Annotated in this window: 18 protein-coding genes; 10 read left to right on the top strand and 8 right to left on the bottom strand. The window is 38.4% G+C overall.

Features of this window, described 5'->3' with window-relative positions; all coding sequences use genetic code 11:
• Positions 1–22: 22 nt before the first annotated feature.
• On the top strand, positions 23–1351 hold the full coding sequence (nhaA, locus tag MNY28_RS06980) for a Na+/H+ antiporter NhaA (protein ID WP_151901033.1): 1329 nt from the start codon (positions 23–25) through the stop codon (positions 1349–1351).
• Here nhaA and MNY28_RS06975 read toward each other — a convergent pair.
• Together MNY28_RS06975 and MNY28_RS06970 are read right to left on the bottom strand one after the other, a co-directional pair.
• A complete protein-coding gene (locus MNY28_RS06975) occupies positions 1344–2624 on the bottom strand; it encodes a sensor domain-containing diguanylate cyclase (protein ID WP_346389327.1) in 1281 nt (426 codons plus the stop codon). The two genes, nhaA and MNY28_RS06975, sit on opposite strands and share 8 nt — an antisense overlap.
• Positions 2625–2627: 3 nt before the next feature.
• Positions 2628–3677, bottom strand: coding sequence for a dipeptide epimerase (locus MNY28_RS06970; protein ID WP_346389326.1), 1050 nt, complete (start codon positions 3675–3677; stop codon positions 2628–2630).
• Positions 3678–3860: 183 nt separating this feature from the next.
• Between MNY28_RS06970 and MNY28_RS06965 the strand changes: the two genes are divergently transcribed.
• Both MNY28_RS06965 and MNY28_RS06960 read left to right on the top strand, forming a co-directional pair.
• The gene (locus tag MNY28_RS06965) at positions 3861–5858 is read left to right on the top strand and encodes a GGDEF domain-containing protein (protein WP_346389325.1); all 1998 of its coding nucleotides are present in this window, start codon (positions 3861–3863) and stop codon (positions 5856–5858) included.
• 55 nt (positions 5859–5913) lie between these two features.
• The gene (locus tag MNY28_RS06960) at positions 5914–8205 is read left to right on the top strand and encodes an EAL domain-containing protein (RefSeq protein ID WP_346389324.1); all 2292 of its coding nucleotides are present in this window, start codon (positions 5914–5916) and stop codon (positions 8203–8205) included.
• Positions 8206–8247: 42 nt separating this feature from the next.
• Here MNY28_RS06960 and MNY28_RS06955 read toward each other — a convergent pair whose 3' ends face one another.
• The 6 genes from MNY28_RS06955 to MNY28_RS06930 form a co-directional block, all read right to left on the bottom strand.
• Positions 8248–8637, bottom strand: coding sequence for a hypothetical protein (locus MNY28_RS06955; RefSeq protein WP_346389323.1), 390 nt, complete (start codon positions 8635–8637; stop codon positions 8248–8250).
• 250 nt (positions 8638–8887) lie between these two features.
• Positions 8888–9226: a hypothetical protein gene (locus MNY28_RS06950; RefSeq protein WP_346389322.1), complete on the bottom strand. Its 339-nt coding sequence runs from the start codon at positions 9224–9226 to the stop codon at positions 8888–8890.
• Positions 9227–9301: 75 nt separating this feature from the next.
• Positions 9302–12178 carry a putative inorganic carbon transporter subunit DabA gene (locus tag MNY28_RS06945; RefSeq protein WP_346389321.1) on the bottom strand — a complete coding sequence of 959 codons (2877 nt, stop codon included), beginning with the start codon at positions 12176–12178 and terminating at the stop codon, positions 9302–9304.
• Positions 12175–12906: a hypothetical protein gene (locus MNY28_RS06940; protein ID WP_346389320.1), complete on the bottom strand. Its 732-nt coding sequence runs from the start codon at positions 12904–12906 to the stop codon at positions 12175–12177. The genes MNY28_RS06945 and MNY28_RS06940 overlap by 4 nt, the downstream gene beginning before the upstream one ends.
• On the bottom strand, positions 12903–14513 hold the full coding sequence (locus MNY28_RS06935; protein ID WP_346389319.1) for a proton-conducting transporter membrane subunit: 1611 nt from the start codon (positions 14511–14513) through the stop codon (positions 12903–12905). The genes MNY28_RS06940 and MNY28_RS06935 overlap by 4 nt, the downstream gene beginning before the upstream one ends.
• 28 nt (positions 14514–14541) lie before the next feature.
• Positions 14542–14937 (bottom strand): P-II family nitrogen regulator, encoded by a 396-nt coding sequence (locus tag MNY28_RS06930; RefSeq protein ID WP_151901041.1) that lies wholly within the window; start codon positions 14935–14937, stop codon positions 14542–14544.
• A gap of 725 nt (positions 14938–15662) precedes the next feature.
• On the opposite strand from MNY28_RS06930, the gene MNY28_RS06925 reads away from it, so the two are divergent.
• The 7 genes from MNY28_RS06925 (at position 15663) to MNY28_RS06895 (ending at position 22428) form a co-directional block, all read left to right on the top strand.
• Entirely contained in the window at positions 15663–16232 is a 570-nt protein-coding gene (locus tag MNY28_RS06925) for a carbon monoxide dehydrogenase beta subunit family protein (RefSeq protein ID WP_151901043.1), read from the top strand.
• Positions 16233–16236: 4 nt separating this feature from the next.
• Entirely contained in the window at positions 16237–17439 is a 1203-nt protein-coding gene (locus tag MNY28_RS06920) for a transketolase C-terminal domain-containing protein (protein WP_346389318.1), read from the top strand.
• Between the two features lies 1 nt (position 17440).
• Positions 17441–18310, top strand: a complete 870-nt coding sequence (locus MNY28_RS06915; protein ID WP_346389317.1) for a thiamine pyrophosphate-dependent enzyme — start codon at positions 17441–17443, stop codon at positions 18308–18310.
• Positions 18310–19011, top strand: coding sequence for a 2-oxoacid:acceptor oxidoreductase family protein (locus MNY28_RS06910; protein WP_346389316.1), 702 nt, complete (start codon positions 18310–18312; stop codon positions 19009–19011). Before MNY28_RS06915 ends, MNY28_RS06910 begins: the two co-directional genes overlap by 1 nt.
• A 95-nt stretch (positions 19012–19106) precedes the next feature.
• Entirely contained in the window at positions 19107–20099 is a 993-nt protein-coding gene (locus MNY28_RS06905; RefSeq protein ID WP_346389571.1) for a GTP-binding protein, read from the top strand.
• 454 nt (positions 20100–20553) lie between these two features.
• The gene (locus MNY28_RS06900; RefSeq protein WP_346389315.1) at positions 20554–21231 is read left to right on the top strand and encodes a carbon monoxide dehydrogenase beta subunit family protein; all 678 of its coding nucleotides are present in this window, start codon (positions 20554–20556) and stop codon (positions 21229–21231) included.
• 12 nt (positions 21232–21243) lie between these two features.
• Entirely contained in the window at positions 21244–22428 is a 1185-nt protein-coding gene (locus MNY28_RS06895; protein ID WP_346389314.1) for a transketolase C-terminal domain-containing protein, read from the top strand.
• The last annotated feature ends 8 nt before the right edge of the window (positions 22429–22436 follow it).

Below are 22436 nucleotides of genomic sequence, written 5' to 3'. Positions count from 1 at the left end.
TCTGATATTTAAGGAATGGCAAATGAAGTTATACGCACCGTGGGAAAAAGCTTTTGAAAAAATTTCCACTCCTTTGGAAAATTTCATTCATGCACAAACAACTACGGGACTTATTTTATTTTTTACAACTATTCTTGCTCTTATCCTTGCCAACTCACCTTTTTCCGGACTCTATTATGATATATTTCATACGCCCATATCTGTTTCTATAGGTTCATGGAAACTTTCACAGTCACTCAGCCATTGGATAAATGACGGACTGATGACCTTCTTTTTCTTTTTGATAGGACTTGAAATCAAACGGGAAATTCTCATCGGAGAACTCTCAAATATCAAAGTTGCCATTTTGCCTATTTTTGCAGCTGTCGGCGGTATGGTTTTTCCTGCACTCATATATATGAGCATCAACACAGACGGTCCCGGTGCAAACGGCTGGGGCATACCAATGGCCACAGACATAGCATTTGCCATCAGTGCCTTGGTGATTTTAGGACGCAGAATTTCTCCGGCACTTGTTACATTCCTGATTGCGCTTGCTATTGTAGATGATCTTGGGGCCGTTGTAGTTATTGCACTTTTTTACACCGAACAAATTCATATTCTCCCTCTTTTTCTGGCAGGTTTGTCATTTTTCATTATGGTGGCCTTTAACCGTTTTGGCATTCACATGCTTTTGCCCTATCTCATTGTAGGCATTTTTATGTGGCTGTTTATGCTCGAATCAGGTATCCATGCGACAATTGCCGGTGTTATTGCCGCTTTTGCAATTCCCTCCAAGCCCAGCTATACTCCTTTGGATTTTACAACACATACCAAAAATCTGCTTGACGAATATGACAACTATCCCATTGCCACCGATCACACAATGCATGAAAAACAAAGAGCCCTTTTGCAAAACCTCAAAGACAGAATTGACTTGGTAAGTTCTCCTGCTTTGAGGCTTGAGCATGCGCTTCACCTTCCCATAGGACTCTTTGTCATTCCTCTTTTTGCACTTGCAAATGCCGGTGTCAGTTTGGATTTTACATCATTTAGTCAAAGTCTAGCCAATCCTGTCTCCCTGGGTATAGTATCTGGGCTTCTGCTGGGCAAGGTCATTGGTATATTCGGGGTTTCTTACCTGAGTGTGAAGCTCGGCATTGCCAGACTGCCGCATAACAGCAGCATGAGTCAGCTGTTTGGTGTTGCCATTTTGGGCGGTATTGGTTTTACGATGAGTATTTTTGTCGCTGATTTGGCCTTTGCAGGCAACAGCACACTGATTTTTCAGGCAAAAACAGGAATACTGCTGGCCTCATTGCTTGCAGGTTTTTTGGGCTTTGTCTGGCTGAGATTTGTTGTCTCTAAATAGCCTCAATCGTGTTTCTTCCGTTCTCTTTGGCACAGTAAAGCATCTTATCCACAATCATTACATATTCGTCAAGCAGGGTATGCCTGTATATTTTATCAGGCTTAATCCACATAGCCCCCATGCTTACAGTGGCCTGTAACTTTTGTCCATCCGCTTCAAGTACCGCGGCTTCAAAAGCCTGGCGTATCTTTTCCAATACTTTGAAACCTGCCTCTTTTTGTATGGCTGAGAGAATTATCATAAACTCTTCGCCTCCGTATCGGATGACAATATCAGAAGTTCTGATATGTTTTTTCACAATTGCAACAAAAAAATGCAACATTTTATCTCCGGCGACATGCCCGTAGGTATCATTTATTTTTTTAAAATAATCCAAATCGCACATTGCCAGAACAAAAGAGTTCTCTGTGGCATAAGAGAGTTCATACTGGGTTTTAAATATCAGTTCCAGGGAATTTCGATTGAGCGCACCTGTCAGATTGTCCTTGGTCATTTTTTTATTCATCTCGATATTGTCAATAAGTGCCAACTCTGTACCGATGTTCAAAGAGATAAGCTCACATTTTTCCAAATAGGAGATAAGTACATGATACTCCGATGTTGTTAAATTTACAAATATTTTCTTTGCAAACATATGCAAATCATTATGCAACCGTGTCAAAACATCAAGCTTTGAATTGTTTTGGATGATTTTTTTTGCATGATTGTTTAGCCACAGCCCAAAGTCACACTGCATCCCGTCAAGTTCGGGAAAATCATTTTTGTCAAAACTGTTAATATGTTTTGCCAACTCATTCAGCCATTTTAGATGCGCTTCATAGTGTTTTATGATAATGTCTTTGTCCAAAAGATCAGATAAAGAACTGAGCCGATTGTTATTGACCGTATAAATTTCCTGTGTATATCTTGAGAGATAGATATAGGCAACACCATTGTTTATCTCTTTAAACAGGGATATGAGATTCAAAATTTTATTACTCTCAATATTTTGCGCAATTCTGGATAACAAAAGGTTTTTCAGCCCGTATATTTCGTTGGTCATAATAATGTAGGGAACATTCATCGAAATTTTATACATTGCCAGCTCTTTGTAGAGAGTATTTATATCATTCGAAGTGAATGACTGATGAAATAAATTAATAATTCGCAGATAAAACTTTTTTATCACCTGCTCACAGGCATATGATTCTATACAGGTTAAATATCTGTCTCTGAGTTCGGTATAAATCAGCTCCGAATCACCCTCTAAAACCCCGGAAAAATCATATTTCATTTCTCAACCTTTATAAATGTTCGAACCTGCAAGACTCTGTATTGTGTTGCGTATTATACCAAATTCTCCCAAAATCTCAGGCGTATCTTTATACAATAAAGGAGAGTCCAAGTCTACATACTTTACAACATCTCTGTATGCAAAGGCAAGACAAAGAGCCGCATGTATGGAGACAGGTCCCTCCAGCATAGACCCCAGCATACACTCTATGTTGTTGGATCTGGCATATTCCAAAATCTCCTGTGCCCTGCTCACACCGCCGCACTTCATCAGTTTGACATTTATCATATTTGCACAGCCCTCTTCATACACTTTTTTTACATCCTCAAGAGTAAATACCGCTTCATCCGCAAGAATGGGAACAGTGCTTTTTTGGGTTATTGTTTTGAGGCTCTGTAAATCATCTGCAACTACAGGCTGTTCAATCAGGCTTACATGTAATCCCGCTACCGCCTCAACATAGTACAGTGACTGTTCAAGATTCCACGCCTGATTGGCATCTATGAGCACCTCTGCATCTACAAGCGTTTCAGTAATCATTTTTGTAACTGCAACAGCATGCTCCAGATCACTGCCAAGCTTTACTTTTAAAATATGAAATCCATTGTCAAAAGCTTTTTTCGCATCTGAGAGCATTATGTCTGCATCATTGAGACTGACAGTAATATCGGTAAAAATCGGAGAAAAATCTTTTGTACCGAGATACTGTAACAGTGTCTGATTATTCTGTTGTGCCAGCAAAGAGACAACTGCCATATCAAGAGCGGCTTTTGCACTCGAACCCATTGTACTGCCATGGATTACATGTAAAGCCTCACCCGGCGTCAGGCCAAGCAAGGCATCTTGCAACCCGCCAATCGCATTTGCAATGCTTTGCAGGTCTTCTCCTGTCACTGCTTTGGTGGCAGGCGCTTCACCGTAAGCGAACAGACCATTGTCACATGTAATCCTTAGCCGTATAAACTCAACATTTTCCACCCGTCGCAGCGCGGTAACAAAAGGGGTCTTCAACGGAATATGCAAAACCTCAATAAAAATATTTTTTATCTTCATACTACTGATGCTGTTTGTCCGAACATGGAATATGCCTTTGTGGTTTTTTTACTAAAAGTATAACAAAAAATTATTATTTCTTCTCTATATGTTCCTGAACTGGCTAATTAATATTTAATTAATTCATCAAATTGTACAATGTCTGATAATTGAAGTTTTACAGATGGAGTTACCAACAATCGCATGCACAATCTATACGAAATTGGAGCCTGGCTCACACAACACAGTGCATCTGTGATTGAACAATGGCTGAATGATCCAAAGATTCTCTCTATATTTACACAGCACAAAATAAATCGCCAAAAATTTTCCAAAAATTTTGCAACAGCTATTCTTTCCCATGCGGTTGATGTTATGCAGGCAAAAAAAGAGATGCAAAACTGTCCGAGTATGAATAAATTTGTCGATTTGATGCTCAAGAACAATATTACTGCAGATGAGATTTTTATCCTCTGTGTTACCCTTCGCAGTACTGTTTTTAAGCATCTGTTCCAGCAGTCTGCTGAGACTCCAAACAATGTTGCTCTGATGATGTCTCTTTTGAAAATATTTGATACAAATCTTGCAGGGGTTATGAAAAACTTCAGTCGCGGCAAGTATGCACATTATGTCACACAACAAAAAGAGTTGCAGCTCAAAAGATATCTGAAACGTTTGCAGGTTATTCTTGATGCACAAAACAATATCATTTTTAAACTGCACAATAATGAAATTTATATTGCCAACAAAGCACTCTACAAAACAGCAGGTGTCAGAGACCTCAAAGAGTACAAAACAAAATTTCCCTCTGCCTTGGATTTCATTAGCGACAGCAACTGCCACAACTCTTTTTTCAGAGTAAAGGATTATGAGGCTTGGATAGAAAAAATTATACAAGAGTACAAAGGTAAATGCGAAGTACGCCTTTTTGACCACCTGACACAGCAGATGGTAGTTATGCAACTGCATGTAACCCGGGTAGAAGAAGAAAACAATTTTGTTTTTACTCTTGAGAATATTACAGCACAACAAAAACAAATCAATGTCCTGAAAAAACTTGTCTACAAAGATGATCTGACAGGGTTGGATAATTTACGGGGATTTGAGGAGATGATTGCTCAAAAACTTGCAAAGCTGCCAAACAGTAATTTAAAAATTCTCATGCTCTCGCTCAAAGGCTTCAGCCAATACAGTAAATACCATACACAGCAAGAGAGTGAGCACATTATTCAAGAAGTCGCCAATGTGATACAGACAGAGTATCCTATAGACTCAGCACGTATCGGCAGCAGCCATTTTGCTCTTTTGTCAGATACACTCACACTTCAAAATGCCAATCAGCTTTTAGAGAGTATTGATACTGCCCTTCACGCAAATGTTGATGCAAAAGAGATACAAACAAATGCAGCCCTTATACTCCTGCATGATAAAGATACTTCAAAAAGTATTATAGAACGAGGAGAAATTCTGCTCAACAGTATTCAGAATTCTCCGCAAAAATCAATTACAGATGACGCCGCTTTCCAGGCAGAAAAGCAAAAACACTTAGAAGAACAGCATGTATTCTTAGCATTGATGAAAACTTATTATGACAAAGGAAAGAGCCTGTCTGTCACAAACTACTATATGGAAATACCCTTGCAGTCCACTGCAAAAATCATACATCTGACACACAATGAAATGACGCTCAGCATTCGAAAAATAGCTGCTGCAGCACTGCAGATAAACGACAAAATGTACATTACCATGCCAAAAAAACCAAATTTCAAGGCATATGTAAAATATGTGGATGTAAAAAACAGCCAAGTAGTTCTGGAAAACTTTCAATCTGCACAGTACTCTGCACTGGATCGGAGAAATATACATGTACGTATAGAAAACCCCATAGAAATAGTGCTGCAGTCACAAAAAGCACAAATTCCGGAAGAACTGCATACTGTGTCCCTTACGACTTTTGTTGTATATGTTCAGACTCTTTATGATATCCATATTGATTCGGAATTAACAATGCGTGTTCGCTTCTTTGAATCAGAAGAGAACTTCTTAGGAACGGTTGATAAAATCATGCCCGTAGACAACAAGTTTAAACTCATCATACATTTAAAAAATACGCCAAGCATTAAGAGTACACTCACCCCTTTTATATCAAAAAGACAGTTGAAAATTATTCAGCAGTTACAGGAAAAGGCCTCATATGTATAAACTCTCAGCAACTCTTCTCTATCCGATTACCGCTATAGTTCTGCTATCTCTATGCATGTTCGGTTTTTTTGAGTACACAGTTTCAAAAAGTAAAGAGGCAATTCTGACAAGTTATCTCAACAAGGCAAAAGAAGAGTCGTATATGTTCAAAACACTTATAGATGAATTCCCTGCAAACAAAAAGGAAGATGCACTCCAAAAGGGTATTTTTCAGTTGTCTCTCCAGTCCAATATCAAATATATTATGCTCGTCTCGGCAGATGAAAGAATACTCTATGCCAGTCGCAAGCAGGATATTGGCAAAAAACTCCAAGAAGTTTTTTCTGCAAAAAGGCTGCAGCATTACGAAAAAGAAATAAAAAATTTCTATGATTTTTCTATCCATCTTTTAGGCCAAAGTATAGATGTGACAATCAGAATTGATGACTATGGCTATCTGCTAATGCTGTATGATCTGCATACTCTGATCCTACAAAAAGAAAAAGAGATTTTTCAAGAGTTGCTTGCTGTCTTTTTCTTTTTGTTGTTTATCATTATACTTTTATTTTATCTTTACTATAAGCATTTTTTAATAAAACTGCACAAAATTTATGATATAACATCGACTTTCAACAGGAAGCAAAGCAGGGTAAAATCCCTTTATATTGATGACCTGCTTGAGCAAATTACAAATATAGCCAAGGAGTCTGAAATCATAGCCCGCGTTATCGAGTACAGCAATGATGCCATACTTATTACCGATGCAAAGAAAAATATTATTTTTGTCAATCCTGCATTTGAAAGAATCAGTCAGTTCACACGCGATGAAGTCATCGGAAAAAAACCCGAAGAGATCATCAAATCAAATCTCATGAGTGATGAATATTATGCCGACATGTGGTATAAAATTCATACATTTGGAAATTTCCAGGGAAAAATCATCGATAGGAGAAAAGACGGCACAGACTATGTTGTCTGGCAAAAAATCTGGGCCTTAAAGGAGCCAAAAACAGGAAGTATTACCAACTATGTGGCAATGAGCCAGGATATCACCGACTTAATCGCGAAACAAAAAGAGGTTGAACAGCTCGCTTATTATGACGCTTTGACCGGATTGGCAAACAGAAACTACTTTATACGCATTTTAAACAAACTGATCAAAAAAAGAAAAAAAGAGCATTTTGCACTGTTCTTTGCGGATATAGACAATTTTAAAGAGATCAATGAAACCATAGGCTACCATGCCGGAGACATCGTCATTCAAAAATTTGCTCAGTATTTGCAAGATACCCTCCGCGAAGAAGACATTATCGCAAGGCTCGGCGGCGATGAGTTTGCAATCCTGGCCTATGATATTACAAAACCGGAAGATGCGCTTGAGATAGGCTGCAAAATCAATGATTTTTCAAAACAAGAGCTCTTTATTGACAAGCACATCATTAATGTAAGTGTCAGCAACGGTATTGCACTCTATCCGGGTGACGGGAGCAACACAAAAGAACTTTTGGCAGCTGTCGATATTGCACTTTTTCGTTCAAAGAAAGAGGGAAAAAACAGGTGTACAATATTTCAAGCACGAATGCAGGAAGAGGCTGTGAAAAAAATGCTTATAAGGCATGAACTCAAAACAGCACTTAAAAACAATGAGTTTGAACTTTATTACCAGCCAAAATTCACTGTAGACGGTAGGAGCATTGCCGGATTTGAAGCACTCATCCGGTGGAACCATCCAAAAAAAGGTTTTATCCGGCCTGACCATTTTATCCCTGTTGCTGAAGAGAGCGAAATTATAATAGATATAACACAATGGATATTCCGGGAAATCAACACGGTATGCAAAGAATTAAACCAAATCTGCAACAAATTTACGATTGCGGTAAATATATCTGCGCAGCATTTCAAAGAACATAATCTGCTTGAGCATATACAGACTTATATTGACAAACAATGGATAGACGGTGGACATATAGAGCTTGAAATTACAGAAAGTGCTATTATGAACAATATACAAGAGGCCGTGCAACAGCTGACACAGATTCAGTCTTTGGGCATCGATATCTCTTTGGATGACTACGGGACAGGATACTCGTCTTTGGCCTACCTGAAAAATCTGCCAATAAACAAAGTAAAAATAGACAAATCATTCATAGACGAAATATGCACAAACAGAAAAGACTATATTATTGTGAAATCCACAATAGCGTTGGCTGAAAATTTGGGAATGTGCACTATTGTAGAGGGGGTCGAGGACAAAGAACAGCAGCAGCTTGTGCAGGAGTTTGGCGCTACCTATATACAAGGGTATATTTTTTCCAAACCTTTGAAGAAAAAAGATGCGGTCCAACTTCTACAATTAACTTTGCAGTAATATGTAAAACTTAATATTTTGAGCAGTATCTTTGTTGCAGATTCATGCAAAAGCCATATAGATAAAAAACGGATAAAGCAAAAGCCCTGCATACGGCAAATACGGTCCTATGGGAGTCAGCAATACCTGGGCAAACTCTTTTGATATCTCTTTTTTTATAAAAACCTGATCAATCATAATAATTTTACTTACAATATCAGCAGTTTTAAAAGAGAGTAATGCCAAAGCATAGGGATTATAGTGGGTATAAAACAAAAACCAGACGGCAAAATAAAAGGTCGGGTGCATAATCAGAAAAAGAAGAACATTTTTATGATAATAGCGGTACATCCGTGCCAACATGTCCATAAGTGTCCCAGCCTTTTGCCACTGCACTTCATAAAACTCCAAAAGCATATACAGCACAATAAAGACAATAAGATAATCCTGCATCAAATTTCACTCACTTTTTTTGTAAGTATAGCAAAAGAAAAATAAGCAATATTTCGGAATTGGTACTTTCTATGCTAAAGCATGACTTGTGAGAAAAACTAAATTTTTTTCTGGAGTGCCGACTGTTACTGCTTTTCCTGGCACTCTCAGCCGGCAGTTCTCGGAACCGGTACTTCAGTGCCGGCTGAGAGTGGCAGGACTATTGCAACAGCCGGCACTGAAGTACCGGTTCCAAAAAAGATGCCTGGCTTTAAAAATCAGAACTTGGAGTTCTGCAGTTTTCTTTTCCGTTTGGTGTGCTTTCACTTGCGTCAAATCCGATGGTTACACCGCTTCTTTGCACCAGGTCTCTTGCATCCTCGATATCTTCATCTTCGTCTTCCACAGGTCTTACAGTACTGTGAATGATGATTTTGTCACCGTAATCTACAGCCTGAAAAAAGTGTTTCATGCAAAACTCTTGATTCATACGACACTCTAACACTCTTGCCTTGTTGATCATGTCTTCTCTTGAATCAAATGTCATATTGTTTTCAAATCCGCTTTTTTTAAAGCAACTGCATTCTTTGTCAATTTCTATTGTATACATTAATATTTCCTTTGTATAGAGTAATCTCTGTTTATATCACTTTGCGCTTAAAAGTATGGTTAAGAAAACATACTATTAAAACTCTTTTATAACTTTAAAATCACCTGATTCATACGAATATACCTTCTTCGCTTTTTTGTCAATGATAACAGGTCGTATCCACTCATTTAAAATAAACTCTTTGGCCACCGAATTTTCAACCGCCTTGCCCACTGCTTCCAAAGGAGCTTCCATATACGTAAGCAATCTGACAGGTTCATGATAGGCTTTACCCTCCAGCATAACAGATTGCGTAGGAAGTCCTATTTTAAGGTCACCGTAATTACCGTTAAAAACCCCGACTTTGGCAACAATATTGTGGTAGACTTTGGAACCTGCCCCATAAACGGCATTGTCTACTGTAGAAAAATAGTGTTCCATGTTGATCCACTCGCCTACAATAAGAGGTCCGTTGAAAATTTTTGTCAGAATATCCGCATTTTCATTATCCAAAGAAGCCTCATACGAGTGCATAAAGAGTCTGTTTTTAAATGCCATATGTTTTATAGAACTTCTTGGACCGGCAAAAACACCCATATTTCCTGCCAATCCCCACTCCGGCCTTGGTTCTGACCAGTCCATTGATTTTACAATGATATCTTCCTGGCTATTTGTATACGGCAACTGGGTGATTCTCTCCTGACGCGAAATTTTTGAAGCTTCTTCAAAATCCTTCATAACTTTTGTAAATTTTGTCATCTCTTCTTGCGTTAGGATGTCTGTATCATAAAACTTTATCTCATCTGTACTCGTTACATGTAAAGCCGGCATAAATTTAACATCATCAGGAATGACAATCCCTTTTTTGGCTATGGCCTCTCTTACATCTTGCGAGTTGGCTATCATACAAAGAGCTCTGTTGTTTGGCAAACTGCTGCTCCCGCCACATGCGCCACAGTCAAGTGCCGACTCAAACGGATTGTTGTCCGAAACACTTTGGTGTCCACAGAGAATGACGAACTCGGCAAAATTATCCACCTGGCCTATCATCATCAAAAAGCTGTAGAGGTATTGCACTTTCTCTTCAAGAGTAAATCCGACCATTTTGAGTTTGTTCTTCTGATACTCATAATCTTTTCGTGTTATTTTATACTTTGTGCGCAGTTTTTCCAGCAACTCTTTTGGAATATCCAGTGACAACTCTTCTTCAAAAACCAAATGATCGCGAATGGCCTGAATCTCTTCTGCCGTGTACTCCTGCGATGCACTGTTTTTCAAAGCTTCTACAATCACATATCTGTGCATTTTATTGACATACATTTCTATCTCTTGATCTGAGAGTTTGTCCAGAGTATATGTGGTTTTAGGTTTTTGTGCCTTAAAGCCGGACAAAAACCTGTTTGTTTTTCTTGGAGAAAATGTTTTTCCAAAAAGGTTTATTCCGAAGATCCAGCCGATTGCCTCTACCATTATATAAGGAGTATAAGGATTGTTTTTCAGATCACTTAAAACTTTTTTCGTAGTTTTGTTCATAATTTTTTTCGAACTGTACTCTTCATGCGCTTCTTTTGGCAGTTCAAATATAATATTGCCGGGTTTTACCACCGCCGGACATAAAAACTGTTCATGCGCCTTGTCAAACTCCACAAAGGCAATAGGAAAACCTAAAAAACCTCCTGCCCCGTATGTTACATAACTGCCTCTGCTCTCAAGAGATCTTCTCATCAGTTCCGAACGCACGTCCAGACAAAATGTGGCAGAAGCCAGAGGCCTCTGCCCATTAGCTGTTTGAGTCAGTTTCATCTCATCAATAAAAGCATGAATATAGCTGTCTTCAAGGGACTTCAGCCAGATATATCCTTCATGGGAGCGTAATGTTTCCATGATTTTTGCCAACTCTGTCAAGGCAATCTCTTTATTGTTCAGCTGGGCACTTGAGAGGTGTACCTGTTTGGCATCAAGTTTGAGTTCATCCTGCACATAGTTTTCCAAAATCTGCTCATAATTTTGATGTTCCTGTATAGCATCTATATATTTGCCGGGCAGATCCCCTTTTGCCTGCAGTATTTTCAAAATGACACAGGCACTGTTTTTTTGCACAAAAGAGTCCAGCAATTCAAAGTTCTTGATTTGTCTGTGCTGAAGGTAGGCAAGTTCAAAATAGAGTCTGATAGCCATATAGTCCATCAGTGATGACGGATACTCCTGCTGTGAAAAATAGTCAGGATCCTCGGAACGGTACTTTATAAATCCGGCCCATCCGTGCAGTTTTAAAATATGCGCGAGCAGATACTGCTCGACATTTTTCACTTTCAGTTTTTGTAGCGCTTCATTCACAAAAGATTCGGAATCCTTGGCATAGTCAAAGTTTTCATACAGTTTGAATGTTTCAAACATTCCCAGTTCTCTGTTTGGCATAGTGATGGTTGTCTGTTCCTCATCCAAAAACCTGGTGATATACTCAATAATATCTTTTTCTATCATCTCTTTGTCATCACGATCAAAAAGAATATCATTGATCTCATAGAGTGTCATATGCTTTGTCAGTTTTTCTATCCACTTTTCTTTATTGTGATAGAAAAACTTTTCATCAAGATATGCCAACAGATCTTCATCAATTTCATGTTCGTTTAAATCTGCAGTGCTTCTAAGACTGTTCCATTTCGGATTGACTTCTATCAGACATTTTTTTGCCAGATCATAATGTTCTTGCAATCCGTCACTTTTGAGTATCTCTTTTAAGTTTGCTTCGAGCAAATCAGAATTGATTTTGCCTTCTTTGTAAAGATTCAGATAATACGACGGCTGCATGTAAACATTCCCGCCAAAGATACTCTGCGCCTTGGCCACTCCCTCTTTAAAATGGAGATGTTCAAAACCTTTTAAAGGGTTGTGATGAATAAATGCACCGATTGGCCAGTAATGGGGTACCGTTGATTTGACAGCATCAAGTTTTTGCATGATTGTACTCATAAAAGCAGCTCCTTCAGTCCATATATACTCAGTCCGAGTAAGACTGTAACAACAGATAAATGCAACAGTTTTTCTCTAAAAGTTAAATCCACATAGTGAATATTTAAATTCGGCTTTCCAAAAAGTGACTTTTCCATAACTCTCATAGCCAAGAAAAAGTTTCCTATAAAAAGCGTTATAACAACTATAGACCAAAGCCCAAACGGTTCCCCCGTAAAGAGATAATTCAAAAAAAAGAGCGAATTGGGAAAGGGAGGATAGAGAGCTATACAAAGCAGATACACAGTGATATAGATGCTCAGATAAGGTGTGGCAAGTGTTATGCCTCTTACGGCAAGATAATTTGCACTGCCGTAATTTTTTTCATAAAACCTTCCTATAAAATAGATCCCAAGAAGAGAAACCAGCAAAGAGAGACTGTAAAAGGCTCCCTTGTCTTCAAAAAGCATAAAAAACGGAGCATTTATAAAAACAAAATAGTATCCGAGTTTATAAAAATTTGTTGTTTTTGTAGCCCTGTATATAGTATACAATGCACTGAAAAAAGATATCATGACAAGTGAAGTCGGATGTTCATTTACTATAAAAAAAGAGAGAACAATTGCACATAAAAGCAAAAATCCGCTCAATAAAAAGATACCTTTACTGCCAATCTTCTTGCTTTTTTCCAGGAAAATATAATAAGGAAATCCTGCAGCCAATACAAATAATAAAATACTAGATATCATAGTCTCCCTTTTTTAGAACGCTTAAATATTTCAAAATAGAACCCTTCTTTTGCCAGCAGTTTGTAAAAAAGCCACTTCATTTTGTTTGGTTTTATGTCGGCATTCGGAATTTCCACAAAATGCTGTTTATACATAAAGAGCCAGCCAATGGTCATAATGACAGCCAGCATAACCATGGAACTTGCCATCGTCACATTCAGTGTTGCCGCTTTGTAAAAGAGTAAGGCATCCTCACCATATAAAAAATGCTCAAGTGTCAGACCGATAAACTCATAGGTAAACAAAATCAGAACAAATGTACTGACAAGTGCCAGAATGACTTGTATCGAGTCAGATTTTGACACTTTAAAGAATGACAGGAAAAGCTGTGTTCCTGTCAACCAGGCAAAGGCCAGTATAACAATAGCCGCATTAAATTCAAAGAACTCTTCGCTCAATACCATTTTCACACCTATAAAAGCCAGAACAGGCAAAATGGTAAAAATTGCAATAAGATAAAAGAGTCTGTTGCTCCTGTTGCCTGTTTTATCCTCCCAAAATACTTTATAGGAGAGGCGTTCGGGTATATTAGGATCATGCCGGGCATATTTGATCAAAGCGCCTGATTCCAGGAAAAGTGTTGCCTTGAATATACCATGCACAATAAGATGATAGATGGCAAGTGAAAATGCACCCAAACCGATTTCCATGATCATATACCCCATCTGTCCTACGGTAGAGTATCCAAGAGAACGCTTGATATCTGAGACTACCAGCATTAAAGCCGATGCAAATATTGCCGTAAAAAGGCCTACGCCAAAAGCAATATTAAGCACACCCGGAGTCAGCATCAACAGGTAAGCAAGCTTATTGAGCAGTATACCGCCAACATTGACAACACCGGCATGCATCAATCCCGATACAGGAGTTGGTGCTTCTGAAGTGTAAGGCAGCCAGATATGAAACGGCACTATTGCCGATTTCATCATCGCGGCAATCAAGAAAAGCAGTCCTATAACAAAGATCACAGGATCTTCAACCGGACCCTTGGACATAAGAAGCCACTTTTCGCTCAATGTTGCAAGGTCCAGACTCTGAAATGTTTTATAGGTCAGTATCACGGCCAGTAAAAAAACCAGATCGGCACCTTTATGTATGTACATAGTCCATCTTGCATTTTTTACAGCTGTTTTTGAACCGACATTAAATGAAACAAGCAAATACAGACCGATACTCATCAGTTGCCATGCCAGAGCCAAAACAATCAGATTGTTACTCATAACCAGTAAATATATTGACGCAAAAATAAAGTTCAAAAGAATGAAAAATCTTTTATACCCTGCTTCGTCCCACATGTATTTCGTAGCATATTTACGAATGACGAGACCAAGAATTGCAACATAGGGTACCAAAACAGCTGAAAGCTGATTATATATAAGCAATCCGCCAAATCCCTTGATTTGTGTATCATTACTTATGACATAATACGCTCCGTACAGTCCGAGCAAGGCTATCATACTCGACAAAATAAGACTGATTTTCGGAATAAACTCTTTTTTCTTCACAAAAATCAGCAAAAATGCTATTACAATAGGAATACCCGGAATGAGCAGTATAATTTTTTCCATTAAAACTCCTGTTTTCTAATGCAGATATTTAGCTCGCCGGTGTATCAATAGCACTAAAAGCATCTAAATCAATATCATTCGATCTTTTTTTGTTTTTCACTATAGTCTTTTGCAGAGCATCCAAATCTCTTTCACCTGTACGGATACGTTCAACCTCCAACACAGGCACGACCCAGATTTTTCCTGCACCGTGATCTATATCCTGTGCATTTGCACGAATAGCCTCCATTGCTTTGTCTTTATATATCTTGTTGGGAACTATAACAATAACCATTACCTTTTCTGTCAATTCGGTTTCTGTACCGTCCCAGCAACCTTTTCCTAATACTCTTGTTACAGTAACACCCTGTATTCCCTCATCTTCTAAGCCATGCAACACATCATTAAGTGCTGACGGATCTATAATACTATTAACCTGAACCATATGGAACCCCTTTTTGTTTATATGGCAGCAATTTAAACATTATAACTTTTAAGCTCGGCTAAAAATAGAATCAGTCACAGATTACTACAGCTAATATTTAGGTTAAATCTCACTATACAGCCATTTGAGATAATCTGGCTATCCTAAGTGCTACATATTGTAACACCAATATATCCTCATTGCTTCAAAAAGTAGCATAAGACCCGGCAAAACAACTTATTTGTGCAGGTTTATTGTTTTACAAAAAATATTTATCTCATAAATTAAAGAGAATTTAAAGGACTTTCCAAGTAAACTCCCAACTGAAAACATAAAATGTTGCTGATAAAAAGTATATTTCTATATTTTTTGATGCCGCAAAATTGATAAAGATACTTAGAATTGATTGAATTTTCAATAGACTGGTATTTTATGTTTAAGTCATTTATAGGAGAAAAAATGTATTATGTAGCAAAAGTTAATGCTGACATGTGTGCAGAGTACAAGTGTAATACATGTACTCTGTATTGCCCGGAAGCAAATACACTCATGTTCGATAAAAGCGGAAATACATCTTGGGTTGATGTAGACAGATGTAAAGGGTGTGCATTATGTGTATACGTATGTACTGATATGCTCAATCGTGATTGTATTACGATGGAAATGCCTAACGTTGAAGCAGTCTAAGTCTAAGTTTTAGATTTAAGTAAAAAATAGAGTAAAATAAAAAAATCATAGGAGAACTTATGGCAAACCAAGGTCCTGCGTATTATTCACCATATCCTGCGGCTACGTATGAAGGTGTAATAACACCACCAGAAGGAAAAGCACTTTTATTAGAAGATGTGGTAGATGAAGAAACGGCAATGAGAGAAATTGCAAAACAGATGTTGACAAAAGAAAATGCAACAATTTTCCCCGGTCCACAAGTACTTTACGCATGGAGCGATGAAGCAAAAAGAAAAGCAACTCTTATCAAAGAGATGGCAGAAGTTCTGAATGCGAACATGATTCCAATGTATGACTACAGACCAAAATATCCAAAAATTGATGCTGAAGTTGAGATCAATCCAAATCATCCAAACTTGACGATTTGGGAAAACAAAATCAAAGCAGCAATTTTTATCGGTGTTCACTGTCATTATGCAAATGTTGCATTAAAGATTGTTAGAGCAGAAACAGACTGTTACACTATAGCAATGTGTGCTTTATCCGGACATGAAGATGCAATGGCTACTATTAGAGACCAACATGCTTCTGATCTTGAAAAGTTCATCAAAATAGCTAAAGAAGTTAAATCAGAGTTGGGAGTATAAAACAATGAGTAAACGAAGTGATATGACAAACACACACAACTGGTCTGGACAAAAATTAGTTTCAACAGACTATTTGCTTTTCGAAGCTCCTAGAGAGAAACACTTCATGACTGGTTCTGAAGTTTTAAAAGAAGCAATGAAAAGATGTACGGTAGATGCCTCGGTATCCTACCCAATTACACCGCAGTCAGAAGCAGCACACCTTATCGGTGAATTATGGGCTGAAGGGTATGTCGGTACTTATTTTAGAGGGGAAAACGAATTTGGTGTAATGTCTGAAGTTGCAGGCTGTGCAATGGCAGGCGCCAGAACAGTGACAACAACTTCCGGACCGGGAACACTCAGAGCGATGGAAAACTTTCCTCAGTGGTCTGGAACAAGAATCCCCTGTCAACTGGTTTTAATGGCTCGCGGTATTAACTCGCCACTGACTATTCAACCTGACAACCTGGAAGTTTCTTTTATGCTTGAAACCGGATGTATGATTTGGTATGCTGAAAATGTTCAAGAACTTTTCGATATGTCAATTGCAGCATTTACAGTAGCTGAAAAGCCTGATGTACATGTTCCGATTATTACAGTTGTTGACGGTTTCTTTGTATCACACACAAGAGAGGCAGTTATGCTTCCGGCTGATGATATAGCATTAGAGCCGTATGATCCGTACAGAGCTCCGTTGCCTCCGATTGATTCTGAAACACCTCCGGGACGTTTCTTAAGAGATCCATTTGTAATGAAGTCTAACTATATTTCGTATGCAACACACGCTTCTTGGCAGTGGGAAGTACGATCAGCGGTAGAGCGTTCACGCCCTTATGCAGAGCATTACTTGAAAGGTCTTATTCACATTACCGGTGAAGATGATGCAGAAATTGCATTCGTAACATGCGGAACGGCATCAAACCAGGCAAAAGAAGCACACAGAGAGCTTATGAAACTTGGTATCAAAACAAAAGTTATCAAGCTAAGAACAATCAGACCTTTCCCTGCGAAAGAACTTCTTGCAGCTGTTGAAGGTATCAAACACATATTTGTACCTGAATTCAATGTTGTCGGATGGCTGGAAAAAGAAGTAAGAAAAGAACTCTACAACAAGTGTGAAGCAGACATTATCGGCGGACCGAGAGTCGCTGGCGGTATGAGTATGCCTGCTGAAGCAATTATTGCGGAAGTAATGGAAAAAATCAACCCGGGAAAAGGAGCATAAGATGGCATTAGATATCTATAAAATAAATCCAGAATTTCGTGATATTATGCCTCAAGAGATTATAGATCTTGAGGAAAAAGCTACATGGTCAGTCAAAATGGACAAACCGCGTGGTATCAAAGAACTTCCTGACACAAAAGAGTTGCTTGAAGAGCATTCACTCTGTGCCGGTTGTCCTGAAGCGGCTGCTCTGAGATATGTATTATCTGCACTGCCAAAACCGGAAGATACTATTATTGTAAACTCTACGGGTTGTACATCTTTAATGTTCCCGCATATCGCGCTTCATACTGTGCACTCACTTTTTGGTAACCAAAATGCGGTTGCATCAGGAATCAAAAGAGTGCTTGACTGGAGATTTCCGGATATTGAGAAAGATGTTGTTGTTTTAGCCGGAGACGGTGCTACTGTTGATATCGGTCTTGACTATACACTTCAGTCTTTCTTTAGACAGGAAAATATCACTACAATCTGTTTTGATAATGAAGTCTATGCAAATACCGGAGGACAGGAGTCTGGTGCTACAGCCAAAGGACAGGTCTTTAAAATGGCGCCTCTTGGTAAAAAGTTTGACAAAGTTCCTATGTGGGAATTGGCAACGACTTCAGGATGTCACTACTCTGTAAACATGACAGCTTCTGCTCCAAAAGCAGTTGCCAAAGCAGTCAGAGAAGCGATCTTGGTTGCAAGAGAAATCGGACCGACTTTCCTTAATATTTACACACCGTGTATTCTTGAAATCGGTTTAAGTGCAAATGAAGGCCTTGGTGAGATGAAAGATCAGGATAAAGACAGATTTGCATCTTACAAACATGTTTCACCAGAAGCAGAAGAATTTTTGAAAAAATGTAAAGAAGAAGGGCGTATATAATGGCAAAAGATTCAATAAAAATCAGAATGCCTGGCCTTGGCGGCCAAGGCGCGGTAACAGCAGCACACATTGCTGCTACAGCTGCAGATACAGAAGGTTACTATGCTGTATCAAATCCGTTTTTTGGTGCTGAAAAGAGAATGGCGCCATCTGAAAGTTATGCAAGAATAGGGACAGTGCCTATTTATGACAGAGGGGAAGTTATTTACCCTGATATCATTATGATTTTTCACCCGCAGGTTATTACTATGGGTAAATCATACACAATGCCTTTTTATGCCGGTATCAAAGAAAACGGCCTTGTAATCATCAACAGTGACAGAGATCTTTTGACTGATGATGATAAAAAAACATTGAGTGATTTGAATGTAAAAGTGCTTACAAAAGACTTTACTCAGTTTGCTATTGATATGGCAGGAACTGAACTTGCAACAAACATGGCAATGCTGGGTGCACTTTTTGGAGCTTTGGGCACTGTAAGCAAGCCGGCTATTGAAGAGGGAATCAAAGACAGATTCCTGAAAAAATATACAGCTTCCGGCGGTACGGCTACACTTGACTCGGTTATTGAGAAAAAGTTCAAGAAAAAGAAAGAACTTATTCAAAAAAATCTTGATACTGCTTCAGCAGCATTTGACTTGACAGTTGATTGGTGTAAAGAAGTCGGATTTGAACAGATTTTAGAATCTCCAAAAAAATAGTCATAATGTAACTACTGTTATTCAACACAGTAGTTACTTTTTCCAAAATATACTATAATACTCCAGAACAATTTGTTCTATACAAACATAATTCCATATCATTAAAGGAAGATCCCATCATACAGTCATTTATAATTACAGGATTTTTAGGTGTTGGTAAAACTACCATGCTTACAAATACTGTCAAAAAATATTTTAAAGATAAGAAAATAGCAATAGTTGTCAATGAATTTGGTGATGTAGGAGTTGACAGTAAAATTCTTACAAATGTACACAGTGAGGTACTTGAAATTTCCGAAGGGTGCATTTGCTGTAAATTGGCACAGGAATTTGAAAGCGGTGTGAGTGAAATTATCAGCAAATACAGTCCTGACATAATTTTTGTAGAAACCTCCGGTGCATCAGAACCTTTTCCGATTTTCCTCTCTTTGCAGAACCTCGGTATATCAATAGAGGGCATTATATGTGTTGTCGATACAAAAAACTTTGATACATACAAAGAGAACTCTACCGCAAAGTATCAGTTGGGCGGTTCAAACATTATCATACTCAATAAAGTCGATTTGGTAACACCTGCACAGCTTGAAGAAGTAAAAAAAGAGGTTATACAGATTAAAGAAGAGTATAACATTAAAAACAATCTCACAGGAGAGACAGTATTTAACAACTATATGATTCATTATGCCCAGCAGGGTCTGGTAAACAAAGAGGTATTTGAAGGCGTTTATAAAATAGATGAAGTCATCGGCCTGGCAAAAGACTACAAGCATCTTGATCATACCGGCAAAGACTCTATCACCCAAAAAGTAGCCTATCTCAAAGACAATGTGGCATTTAATGATATAGACCAGCTCCTCAGTGCCCTTCCTAAGAGCATCTACAGGACAAAAGGTATTGTAAAAGTGACTGATGTCGCCAATCCTATATTTATCAATTACTCCTTTGGTGATGCCAGCTATGAAGAGTTACCGGAGTATAAAGAAAAATCACTCTTAATCTTTATCGGTGAGAGCATAGAAGATGATATAAAACTACTCAGTCAAAAATTTCCTTTTTTGGTTCTTCCCCAATTCAGTATAAATAAGTAATTTATACTGTGTAAATTCTACACACCTTTCTTTATGCTTTCTCTCCTAACTCCCTGCAGATACTAAAATTCCAATAGCGTCTACAGGGGAAATAGGCGAAAAAGTTACAGAATTTTTCCAAAAAATTAATCTTGATAAATTAAATAATTTTTTTATGTTTACTTTAAGAGTAAAGACAAAGAGAAATTATACCCCCTGTAGCCTCCTATATGCGGAGCTCTGTTTTCCCTGCTTATTTGGAATCCTTATCTTATAAATAATAATATAAAATGCTAATAATAATAATTCGCAAATTCAACTAGATGAAGGAAGATAGTCTTAAGATTAAAATATAGTTACTAAGCTTAACTGCGTGTTAGGGCATTTCGATGTAATTTATCGAAACTTTTTCGTATTCGTACTAAATAAGGAGGTAACAATGTTAAAAAAAGTAACAGAAGGTCCGGCTGGGTATATGCCTCAATCGGCACCATATATGGGAGTTGAACTTGCACCTGAAGGGCAGGCTTTGCTTTATGGAAATAAAGTAAGTGAAGAAGAGGCTATGAGAGATGCAGCAAGAGCATTGCTGACTCGAGATAACCCGACAATTTTCCCTGGTCCACAAGTATTATGGGACTGGAAAGATGATGTAGCTGCAAAAGCAGAAGCGCTTTTAGAGCTGGCGTCTGAAATTCCAAACTGTAAAATTATTCCAATGCCGGATTACAGACCAAAGTATCCAAAAATCGATGTGAAGGCGGAGATTAATCCTAATCACCCTAACCTGACGATTTTGGATAACAAGATCAAAGCGTGTGTTTTTGTCGGTGTACACTGTCACTATGCAAATCTTACTCTTAGAATGATACGTGCAGGTACTGACTGCTACACTGTAGCATTATGTGCCTATATGGGTCATGAAGAGGCTATGGCATCAATCAGAGACCTTCATGCAGACGATATTCACAAATTTAAAGAAATTGTGATTGAAGAAAGAAACAAACTAGGCATTGAGTGGGAAACTACTTTACCACCTGAAAATCCATCTTTACCTAAAGAAGATTTGACTACATTATCACCTGCTGATTATGGTGAGTACAGAAGTCTCATCATGACAAGAAAAGGTGAACATGTTACTGAAGTTGAATAAAGGAGATAATCAATGAGTCCAAATCCAGAAAAAAAATTAGAAAAAACATTAGTAGATATTAACTATCTGTTAAAAGAAGCTCCGAGAGAAAAGCACTTTATCACAGGTGCGCAGGCAATGGCAGAAGCTGTTAAAAGAGCAAGTGTTGATATGGCAATCGCCTACCCTATTACACCACAGTCAGAGGTAATGCACCTTGTAGGTGACATATATGCGCAAGGCCACATTAAAGAGTACTACAGAGCTGAAGAAGAGCTTGGTACCATGTCTGCTATTGCAGGTGCTGCAAGAGCGGGTGTACGTCTTTTTACAGCTACTTCAGGACCGGGACTGCTTCGCGGTTTGGAAGCTATTGTTTCTTGGCCAGGTCACCGTGTTCCGGCTGTCCTTGGAATATTAACACGTGTTATCAATGCACCGTTGTCTATTCAGCCTGATAATATCGAAATGGCATATATGATGCATTGTGGTGCCGTAATGTTACATGCTGAAAATCAGCAGGACACATTTGACTTCACTTTGGCAGCCTTTGCTATTGCTGAAAAAGTTGATGTATACATTCCTGTTGCAGTTGCTACTGAAGGTTTCTTCGTAACACACGCAAAAGGTTATGTTGACATGACTCCGGAAGATATGGCACTGATTGAATTTGATCCGGTAGCTGCACCGGTTCCTGCGATGGACAATGAAACTCCACCTGCAAGAATCCAGCGTGATGCTCCTGTTCAAAAGTCAAACTTTATGTCTTACCTGATTCATGCTGTATGGCAACAGGAAATCTGGGATTCAAACAAACGTGCAATGAAATATATCTATGAATATCTTGGCGGACCGATTGAAGTGAAAAATCCTGAGTCTGAAGTATTCCTTATCGCTTCTGGCTGTGCAGCTGCACAGGCAAGAGAAGCATGGAGATATGCACAGGAAGCAGGTTTAAGCGTCGGTTTAATCAAAGTAAGAGCTATCAGACCGTTCCCGATTGATGAAATCAGAGATGCAGTGAAAAATGCAAAATCTATCATCGTCCCTGAACACAATATTATCGGCTGGTTATGTAAAGAAGTAAAAGCGGCGATTCCAAATGGCGGAATTGTTACAGAGGGACCAAGAGTATACGGTGGTATGACACTTCCGGTTGAGTTGATTATGAAAGAAATTCATAACTCACTTGGCTTAGAATACGACCTAAAACTATAAAAAGGAGA

This window comes from Sulfurimonas sp. NWX367, from assembly GCF_039667065.1.
Lineage (GTDB): Bacteria > Campylobacterota > Campylobacteria > Campylobacterales > Sulfurimonadaceae > Sulfurimonas > Sulfurimonas hydrogeniphila.
Note: the sequence above shows the minus strand (reverse complement) of the source record. Positions and strands in the feature narration are given on the sequence as shown.

Bases quoted from the DNA above. Each gene is read 5' to 3' on its own strand.
- MNY28_RS06930 (WP_151901041.1), bottom strand. From the start codon at position 14,937: ATGGTTCAGGTTAATAGTATTATAGATCCGTCAGCACTTAATGATGTG.
- MNY28_RS06955 (WP_346389323.1), bottom strand. From the start codon at position 8,637: ATGCAGGATTATCTTATTGTCTTTATTGTGCTGTATATGCTTTTGGAG.
- MNY28_RS06935 (WP_346389319.1), bottom strand. From the start codon at position 14,513: ATGGAAAAAATTATACTGCTCATTCCGGGTATTCCTATTGTAATAGCA.
- MNY28_RS06900 (WP_346389315.1), top strand. From the start codon at position 20,554: ATGCCTCAATCGGCACCATATATGGGAGTTGAACTTGCACCTGAAGGG.
- MNY28_RS06965 (WP_346389325.1), top strand. From the start codon at position 3,861: ATGCACAATCTATACGAAATTGGAGCCTGGCTCACACAACACAGTGCA.
- nhaA (WP_151901033.1), top strand. From the start codon at position 23: ATGAAGTTATACGCACCGTGGGAAAAAGCTTTTGAAAAAATTTCCACT.
- MNY28_RS06960 (WP_346389324.1), top strand. From the start codon at position 5,914: ATGTTCGGTTTTTTTGAGTACACAGTTTCAAAAAGTAAAGAGGCAATT.
- MNY28_RS06970 (WP_346389326.1), bottom strand. From the start codon at position 3,677: ATGAAGATAAAAAATATTTTTATTGAGGTTTTGCATATTCCGTTGAAG.
- MNY28_RS06920 (WP_346389318.1), top strand. From the start codon at position 16,237: ATGAGTAAACGAAGTGATATGACAAACACACACAACTGGTCTGGACAA.
- MNY28_RS06945 (WP_346389321.1), bottom strand. From the start codon at position 12,178: ATGAGTACAATCATGCAAAAACTTGATGCTGTCAAATCAACGGTACCC.
- MNY28_RS06895 (WP_346389314.1), top strand. From the start codon at position 21,244: ATGAGTCCAAATCCAGAAAAAAAATTAGAAAAAACATTAGTAGATATT.
- MNY28_RS06975 (WP_346389327.1), bottom strand. From the start codon at position 2,624: ATGAAATATGATTTTTCCGGGGTTTTAGAGGGTGATTCGGAGCTGATT.
- MNY28_RS06915 (WP_346389317.1), top strand. From the start codon at position 17,441: ATGGCATTAGATATCTATAAAATAAATCCAGAATTTCGTGATATTATG.
- MNY28_RS06925 (WP_151901043.1), top strand. From the start codon at position 15,663: ATGGCAAACCAAGGTCCTGCGTATTATTCACCATATCCTGCGGCTACG.
- MNY28_RS06910 (WP_346389316.1), top strand. From the start codon at position 18,310: ATGGCAAAAGATTCAATAAAAATCAGAATGCCTGGCCTTGGCGGCCAA.
- MNY28_RS06940 (WP_346389320.1), bottom strand. From the start codon at position 12,906: ATGATATCTAGTATTTTATTATTTGTATTGGCTGCAGGATTTCCTTAT.
- MNY28_RS06950 (WP_346389322.1), bottom strand. From the start codon at position 9,226: ATGTATACAATAGAAATTGACAAAGAATGCAGTTGCTTTAAAAAAAGC.